The 6,907-nt window shown below is 64.3% G+C and carries 4 protein-coding genes and 1 pseudogene; 1 reads left to right on the forward strand and 4 read right to left on the reverse strand.

Annotated elements, in window-relative coordinates:
• Positions 1-140 precede the first annotated feature (140 nt).
• Complete coding sequence (locus EN781_RS21295; RefSeq protein ID WP_126055028.1) at positions 141-827, reverse strand: D-lyxose/D-mannose family sugar isomerase; 687 nt, start codon at positions 825-827, stop codon at positions 141-143.
• Between the two features lie 154 nt (positions 828-981).
• Here EN781_RS21295 and EN781_RS21300 point away from each other — a divergent pair, with 154 nt between their 5' ends.
• Positions 982-2,040, forward strand: coding sequence for a D-TA family PLP-dependent enzyme (locus tag EN781_RS21300; protein ID WP_126055029.1), 1,059 nt, complete (start codon positions 982-984; stop codon positions 2,038-2,040).
• A gap of 108 nt (positions 2,041-2,148) precedes the next feature.
• Here EN781_RS21300 and EN781_RS21305 read toward each other — a convergent pair whose 3' ends face one another.
• The 3 genes and pseudogenes from EN781_RS21305 to EN781_RS21315 form a co-directional block, all read right to left on the reverse strand.
• The gene (locus EN781_RS21305; protein WP_126055030.1) at positions 2,149-2,952 is read right to left on the reverse strand and encodes a heme ABC transporter permease; all 804 of its coding nucleotides are present in this window, start codon (positions 2,950-2,952) and stop codon (positions 2,149-2,151) included.
• A gap of 235 nt (positions 2,953-3,187) precedes the next feature.
• Positions 3,188-4,957 (reverse strand): glucan ABC transporter ATP-binding protein/ permease, encoded by a 1,770-nt coding sequence (locus EN781_RS21310; protein WP_126055031.1) that lies wholly within the window; start codon positions 4,955-4,957, stop codon positions 3,188-3,190.
• Between the two features lie 353 nt (positions 4,958-5,310).
• A pseudogene (locus EN781_RS21315) lies at positions 5,311-6,907 on the reverse strand (protein ndvB); the annotation flags it as partial.

Here is a 6,907-nt window from a genome sequence, read left to right on the forward strand (position 1 = left end):
AACGTGGCGATTGGCGAAGCCAGCCGCGACAGCGTCTTTCTCCCCGTCACTATACGGGGAGAAATGCCCGGCAGGGCAATGAGGGGCAGCGCCGGCTCACGATACACTTGAACCGAAACCTGGCTCGCCGGGCTGATCTATTACCCCACCCACTTCTCATAGTCCGACACCAGCAGATGCAGTGGCGCGACGTCCTCGTCGATATTGGAGAAGCGGCCGATCGGCTCCCGAAAAACGTTGTCGGTGAGGTCGTCATTGACGGTGGAAACCTCGCCGATCAGCACATCCTTGCCCTCGGCCCAGAAGGCGTGCCAGACGCCCGGCAGCAGCGTGACGCTCTGGCCCGGATCGAGCTTCAAGAGCCCGCCCGCCGGCAGTCTAGTGATGGTGCCGTCGACCGGCACCGACACTTCGGCCTTCGGATCGATCCCGCCGTCGCGATCGTGCATGAAGAGTTCCAGCACCAGCTTGCCGCCGCCGCGGTTGATGATGTCCTCGGCCTTGATGTTGTGGCGGTGCATGGGCGAGAGCTGGTCCTTGCGCGAGATCATGATCTTCTCGGCATAGAGCATGCCCATGCCGAGCTTCATGTCCTCGTAGCGGCCGTTGCGAACGGTGAACAAGAACAGGCCGAGCTCGTCGAACTTCTCCTGGCCGTAGTCGGTGATGTCCCAGCCGAGGCGCGAGGTGAAGATGGCTGACGAGTCTCCCTTATGCGCCTTCATCTCGTCCGGCGACCAATAAGCAAAGGGCGGCATGATATAGCCGAAGGAGCGGATGAAGGCGTCGGCTTCGCGGATGATGTCGTTGATTCTCGAGCGCTTCATGGGTTCTCTTCCTTCCGGCCGCTGCCTGCTGAAATGTGCCCATCCGAATAGCTCAATGCCGGTCCGCTGTCGACGCAAAGTGACGGCTCTGGCCCGTGACATTCGGCCGGATCGGGGCCATAACGCGACCGGTTCTTATGGTGGTGACAATCTCATGCCGAGCATAGACGACCTCGATACGCCGGCGATCGTGATCGACGCCGCCCGCGCCGAAGCCAACATCAGAAAGGCGCAGGCGCATGCCGACGCCCATGGGCTGAAGCTCAGGCCGCACATCAAGACGCACAAGCTGCCCTATTGGGCGAAGAAGCAGATAGCGGCCGGCGCGGTCGGCATCACCTGCCAGAAGATCGGCGAGGCGGAGGTAATGGCCGATGCAGGGCTGACCGACATTTTTCTCCCCTACAACATCCTCGGGCGCGCCAAGCTCGAACGGCTGAAGGCGCTGCACGGCCGCGTGACGCTGTCGGTAACCGCGGACAGCCTGGTAACGCTGGAAGGCCTTGCAGCGACCTTTGCCGATGCCGGCCACCCGCTACAGGTACTCGTCGAGTGCGATACCGGCATGGGCCGCTGCGGCGTGCAGACGGCAGATGAAGCGGTGGTGCTGGCGAAAGCGATCGACAGCGCCACGGGCCTCACCCTCGGCGGGCTGATGACCTATCCGGCCGCCGGCAAGCAGACGCAGGCAGAGAGCTGGCTGGCAGGGGCGAAGCAGGCCCTTGCCGCGGCAGGCCTCGACTGCCGGCGCATCTCCAGCGGCGGCACGCCGGACATGTGGCGCTCGGGCGAGAACAGCGTCGTCACCGAATACCGGCCCGGCACCTATATCTATCTCGACCGCTACCAGGTCGCCAAAGGCGTCGGCAGCCTTGACGATTGCGCGCTGACGGTGCTCGCGACGGTGGTCAGTCATCCAACGCCGACCCGTGCGATTCTCGATTCAGGCAGCAAGGCGCTGTCCTCCGATACACTGGGGCTGTCCGATTTCGGCGAGTTGCTCGGGGTGCCGGGCGCGAGGGTCACCGGCCTCAGCGAGGAGCATGGCAATGTCACGCTTTCCGACGGCGCGAAGCTTCGCATCGGCGAGCGCGTTCGCGTGGTGCCCGATCACTGCTGCGTGGTGACGAATTTGTTTGACCAGGTGCATCTTATCGACGGCGACAAGGTGCTGGAGACGCTGCCGGTGGCGGCGCGGGGGCGGATGGGGTGAGTGGCCTTTCCTTCTCCCCTTGTGGGAGAAGATGGATCGGCGCGCAGCGCCGAGACGGATGAGGGGTGTTCCAGCGGAGTGTACCGTTGGCGTTACCTGGAACACCCCTCATCCGTCGCCTTCGGCGGCACCTTCTCCCACAAGGGGAGAAGGGGGAGCCCGCTCCGCCTGCCTGGCGGCAACCCTGCGCATGGCGATCACCCGGCGGCGGAAAATCTCCGTGCGCATCGCCATCAGGTGCAGCGCAAAGAACAGCACGGTGAAGCCGAGCGCCATCACCAGCAGCGGCCTCAGCATGGAGGCGTCGATGGTCGAGCCGCCCATGCGGAATACCGAGGCCGGCTGGTGCAGGGTGTTCCACCAGTCGACCGAAAACTTGATGATCGGGATGTTGATGAAGCCGACCAGGGTGATGATGGCGGCGGCCCAGGCGGCGCGGCTGACGTCATCCAGCGCACGCGTCAGCGCGATGATGCCGAGATACATCAAAAAAAGTACGAAGACCGATGTCAGCCGCGCGTCCCACACCCACCAGGTGCCCCACATCGGCTTGCCCCAGATCGAGCCGGTGATCAGCGCAAGTGCTGTGAAGGTGGCGCCGATGGGGGCCGCCGATTTCAGCGCGACATCGGCCAGTGGATGGCGCCACACCAGCGTGCCGAGCGCCGAAACCGCCATCAGCGAATAGCACATCATGGCGAGCCAGGCGAAAGGCACGTGGATGTACATGATGCGCACGGTGATGCCTTGCTGGAAGTCCTCCGGCGCGGTGAAGCTCATATAGAGACCGGCGGCAAGCAGGAGCACGGCAGCCGCGGCCAGCCAGGGAACCAGCCTGTCGGCCAGCCCGACGAAACGCGTCGGGTTGGCGAGGTCGGCCCAGCCGCTCAGGCGTGAAGTGGTGTCGCTCATGCGGCCCTACATAGACCGGCGGCGCGTTTGCGGCAATCGAGCGGTTGTCGCAGCCTTCCCTTCTCCCCTTGTGGGAGAAGGTGGATCGGTGCGCAGCGCCGAGACGGATCAGGGTGTTGGAAGGCATGAGGCGGTTCACCGCAAGGCTATGCCAAGGTGGAACACCCCTCATCCGAACGAGCTTCGCTCGGCCACCTTCTCCCACAAGACAAGGGGAGAAGGAAAGACCTTGAGACTACGCGGCCTCGTTCACAGTACGGCTGAGGCGGCGGACCTCCTCGTCGTTGAGCAGGCCACCGGCGCGCAGCAGGCTGGCGAAGCGGCCATTGCGCAGCGACAGCTCGGCGAAGCCACCCTGCTCGACCACCCTGCCCTTGTCCATGAACACGACCAGGTCGGCGTCACGCACCGTGGTCAGCCGGTGGGCGATGATGAAGGTGGTGCGGTTGCGGCGCAGCTCATCGATCGCTTCCTTGACGCGATCCTCGGTCTCGACGTCGAGCGCGCTGGTCGCCTCGTCGAGCACCAGGATCGGTGCGTCCTTGAGCACGGCGCGGGCAATGGCGATGCGCTGGCGCTCGCCGCCCGAAAGCTGGCCGCCACGCTCGCCGACGACGGTGTCGTAGCCGCTGCTCTTCGACAGGATGAAATCCTGCGCGGCGGCGGCGTTGGCGGCGGCGTGCACCTCGTCATAGGTCGCCTCGGCGCGGCCGACACGGATGTTGTCCTCGATCGAACGGTTGAGCAGACCGGCATCCTGGAACACGGTGGCGATCGAGTGGCGCAGCGACTTGCGGGTCACCGAACGGGTGTCGATGCCGTCGATCAGGATACGGCCGCTCGAGGGCGTGAAGACGCGCTGCAGCAGGTTGATGAGCGTCGTCTTGCCGGCGCCGGTCGGACCGACGATGGCTACCGTCTGGCCGGCCTGAACCTCGAAGGAGACGTCGTCGACGCCCTGCCCCGAATTGGCGAATTCGAAGCCGACATTCTCGAAGCGGACGTGGCCGGTGACGTTGGCCAGCTCACGCAGACCTTCCGGCTCGGCAGTGTCGGCGGCCGAATCTTCGAGACGATAGAAGTCCTCGAGCTTGGCCCGCGCCTCTGAGATCTGGGTGGAGAAGGCCGACATCTGATCGAGGCGGGCGATCAGCATCCCTGCAAAGCCGATGAAGGCAACGACGTCGCCGACGCGGAGCTCACCGCGAGTGACGAGGTAGGCGCCGATCGAAAGCACGATCATCATCGAGATGGTCGACGACAGCCGGTTCAACGCACTGGCGATCGCCCACCAGTCGAGCACCGGATTCTGCGCGTCGAGCAGGTCCTTGACGTAACGCTTCAGCGTCGCGGTCTCATGGCCGATGCGGTTGTAGCTCTGCAGCACGGCGACATTGCTGACGCTATCGGTCACATGGGCAAACACGGTGTGGTAATGGCGCTCGACAGCGGTCTGCCCGGACTTGGTGCGGCGCATGACGATACGGCCGATGCCGACATAAAGCACGCCAAGGCCAAGCAGCACCAGCGACATGCGAATGTCCATGGCAAGCGCGGTCGGCACCAAAAGCACCAGCGCGATGGCCGTCGAGAGATGCACGCGCATGAATTCGAGCCACAGGCTGAACAGGGTCTCGACGGCGCGCAACAGCGTTTGTAGTGAATTGGACGTGCCGCGCTGATGATGCCAGGCGAGCGGCATGGTGATGACGCGCTCGAAGGACTGGCACAGCACCTCCGAGCGGCGGGCATGGGCGAAGCGGTCGGCGCCACGCGCCACCAGCACGACAGCAACGACGTTGAACGCGCCGAGAGCTGCCCAAACGGCGAGCGTCGAAAACACCGGGCCTTTTTCAGCGATGGCACCGATCACCCGGCCCAACAGGATCGGCTCGAGGATCGCGATCGCGGCGAGCGCGACATTGGCGCCGCAAATCAGAGCGACGCGCTTCTTGTCGGCAGCCAGATAACCCAGAGCTCTCCAGTAGATCTGCAGAAGTGACACTTCAGCTACTCCGCCAAACTTTCATTGTGCAGTGCACCATTTCTTGACACGTACCGGTTAACGGGTCGCAAAACAATGCCCGTCTAGCTCTTCCGTTCCCATTCTGCGAACAAAAGATGACGACGTTGCGAAATCTGCCGTGATCACCTAACGGTTTGAGATAAAAGGTGAAATGTCAGCCTTGCGGCAAAATCATGGCAGCGGCCAGGAGCTGCCACATTTTTAATCACCTAGAGCTTGCGTAGCGGAAGCTAATGCGCCCGGCCGGATGCCGGCAAAAAGCATGCGCAAATAACGCTCCAACATAACACGCGCCCCGAAGGGCGCGCGCAGATGGCTTCAAGTCATTGATTTTACGCAGGTATCTTGACGACAACCTCGGCCATCTCACCGGCCTTCGGCTCGAAAGACGAGGATTTTGTCTTGGTTCCATTGACTTCGAGCGAGATGGATTTGGTCTTTTTGTCGCGGATGACACGAACCTTGACTTCCGCCCCCAGCATCTTGAGCGTTGCCGCGTAGCCATCCCAGTGGCCAGGCAGTTTCGGCCGGAATGTGATCTGCTTGCCGCGCCGCTCGATGCCGAGAATGCCCTCGACCGCCGCGCGGTACAGCCAGCCGGCGGAACCCGTGTACCAGGTCCAGCCGCCACGCCCGCCCTTGCCTTCGCCGGCATAGATGTCGGCTGCCACGGCATAGGGCTCGACCCTGTAGTGCTCGGCTGCCGCCTCGTCCGACGCGTGATTGACCGGGTTCAGCATCGAGAAGCAGCGATAGGCGTCGTCGGTGCGGCCCATTTCGGCGAGCGCGATGACGAACCAGGTGGCCGCGTGGGTGTACTGGCCGCCATTCTCGCGCACGCCGGGCGGGTAGCTCTTGATGTAGCCGGGATCCTTCTCCGTCTTCGAGAAGGGCGGCGTGAACAGCTTGACGATCTTGAGCTCGTCGTCGACCAGCATCTTGGTCGCCTGGTGCATGGCCGTGGTCGAACGCGCCGGATCGCCCTCGCCCGAAAGTACGCTCCACGACTGGGCGATGGAGTCTATCTTGCATTCCTTGGCGTCATGCGAGCCGAGCGGCGTGCCGTCGTCGAAGCTGCCGCGCCGGTACCACTGCCCGTCCCAGGCGGTGGCCTCCAGCGCCCGCTTCAGCACGTCGGCATGCTTGTTCCAGGCCTGCGCCCGCTTGGCGTCGCCTTGCGCCTTGGCCACCGGGGCAAAGTCGCCCAGCGTCTTTAGCAGGAACCAGCCCAGCCATACGCTCTCGCCTTTGCCGCCCTCGCCGACGCGGTTCATGCCATCGTTCCAGTCGCCGCCGAGGATCAGCGGCAGGCCGGCGGGGCTGCTGCGCTTGATGGCGAGATCCAGCGCCCGCGCGCAGTGATCGTAAAGCGAGGCGGTGGTCTTGGAGACCTCCGGCGTGAAGAAGGCATCGTGCTCGCCCTCGCCGAGCGGCTGGCCGTCGATGAAGGGAAGCTGCTCCTTGAGGATCGCCGCGTCGCCGGTCACGTCGATATAGCGGGCCGTTGCATGGGCCAGCCAGACGACGGCATCCGAGATCATGGTGCGCACGCCGGCGTCGGTGCGCGGCAGCCACCAGTGCTGCACGTCGCCCTCCGGGAACTGCCGGCGCGCCGCGTTGAGGATCTGGTCGCGCGCCAGCTTCGGATCATGTGCCAGCAAGGCCAGCGTATCCTGCAGCTGGTCGCGGAAGCCGAAGGCGCCGCTCGCCTGGTAGAAGGCGGAACGAGCGCGGATGCGGCAGGCAAGGCTTTGGTAAGGCAGCCAGTGGTTGACCATGGCATCCATCGCCTTGTCCGGCGTCTCGACCTGGATGGTGTCGAGGAAGCCGCGCCAGACGCGCTCGTTGTCGGCCAGCCGCTGGTCGAAGTCCTTGCCGCGATGGGCCTGCACCAGCGCGCTCGCCTCGGCGGGCGAAGCCGCGTCGCCG

The sequence above is a fragment of the Mesorhizobium sp. M4A.F.Ca.ET.090.04.2.1 genome, assembly GCF_003999085.1.
Taxonomy (GTDB): Bacteria; Pseudomonadota; Alphaproteobacteria; order Rhizobiales; family Rhizobiaceae; genus Mesorhizobium.

What these genes read in the sequence shown, in the direction of transcription:
- EN781_RS21305 (WP_126055030.1), bottom strand. Translation starts at nt 2,952, where the DNA reads ATGAGCGACACCACTTCACGCCTGAGCGGCTGGGCCGACCTCGCCAAC.
- EN781_RS21300 (WP_126055029.1), top strand. Translation starts at nt 982, where the DNA reads ATGCCGAGCATAGACGACCTCGATACGCCGGCGATCGTGATCGACGCC.
- EN781_RS21295 (WP_126055028.1), bottom strand. Translation starts at nt 827, where the DNA reads ATGAAGCGCTCGAGAATCAACGACATCATCCGCGAAGCCGACGCCTTC.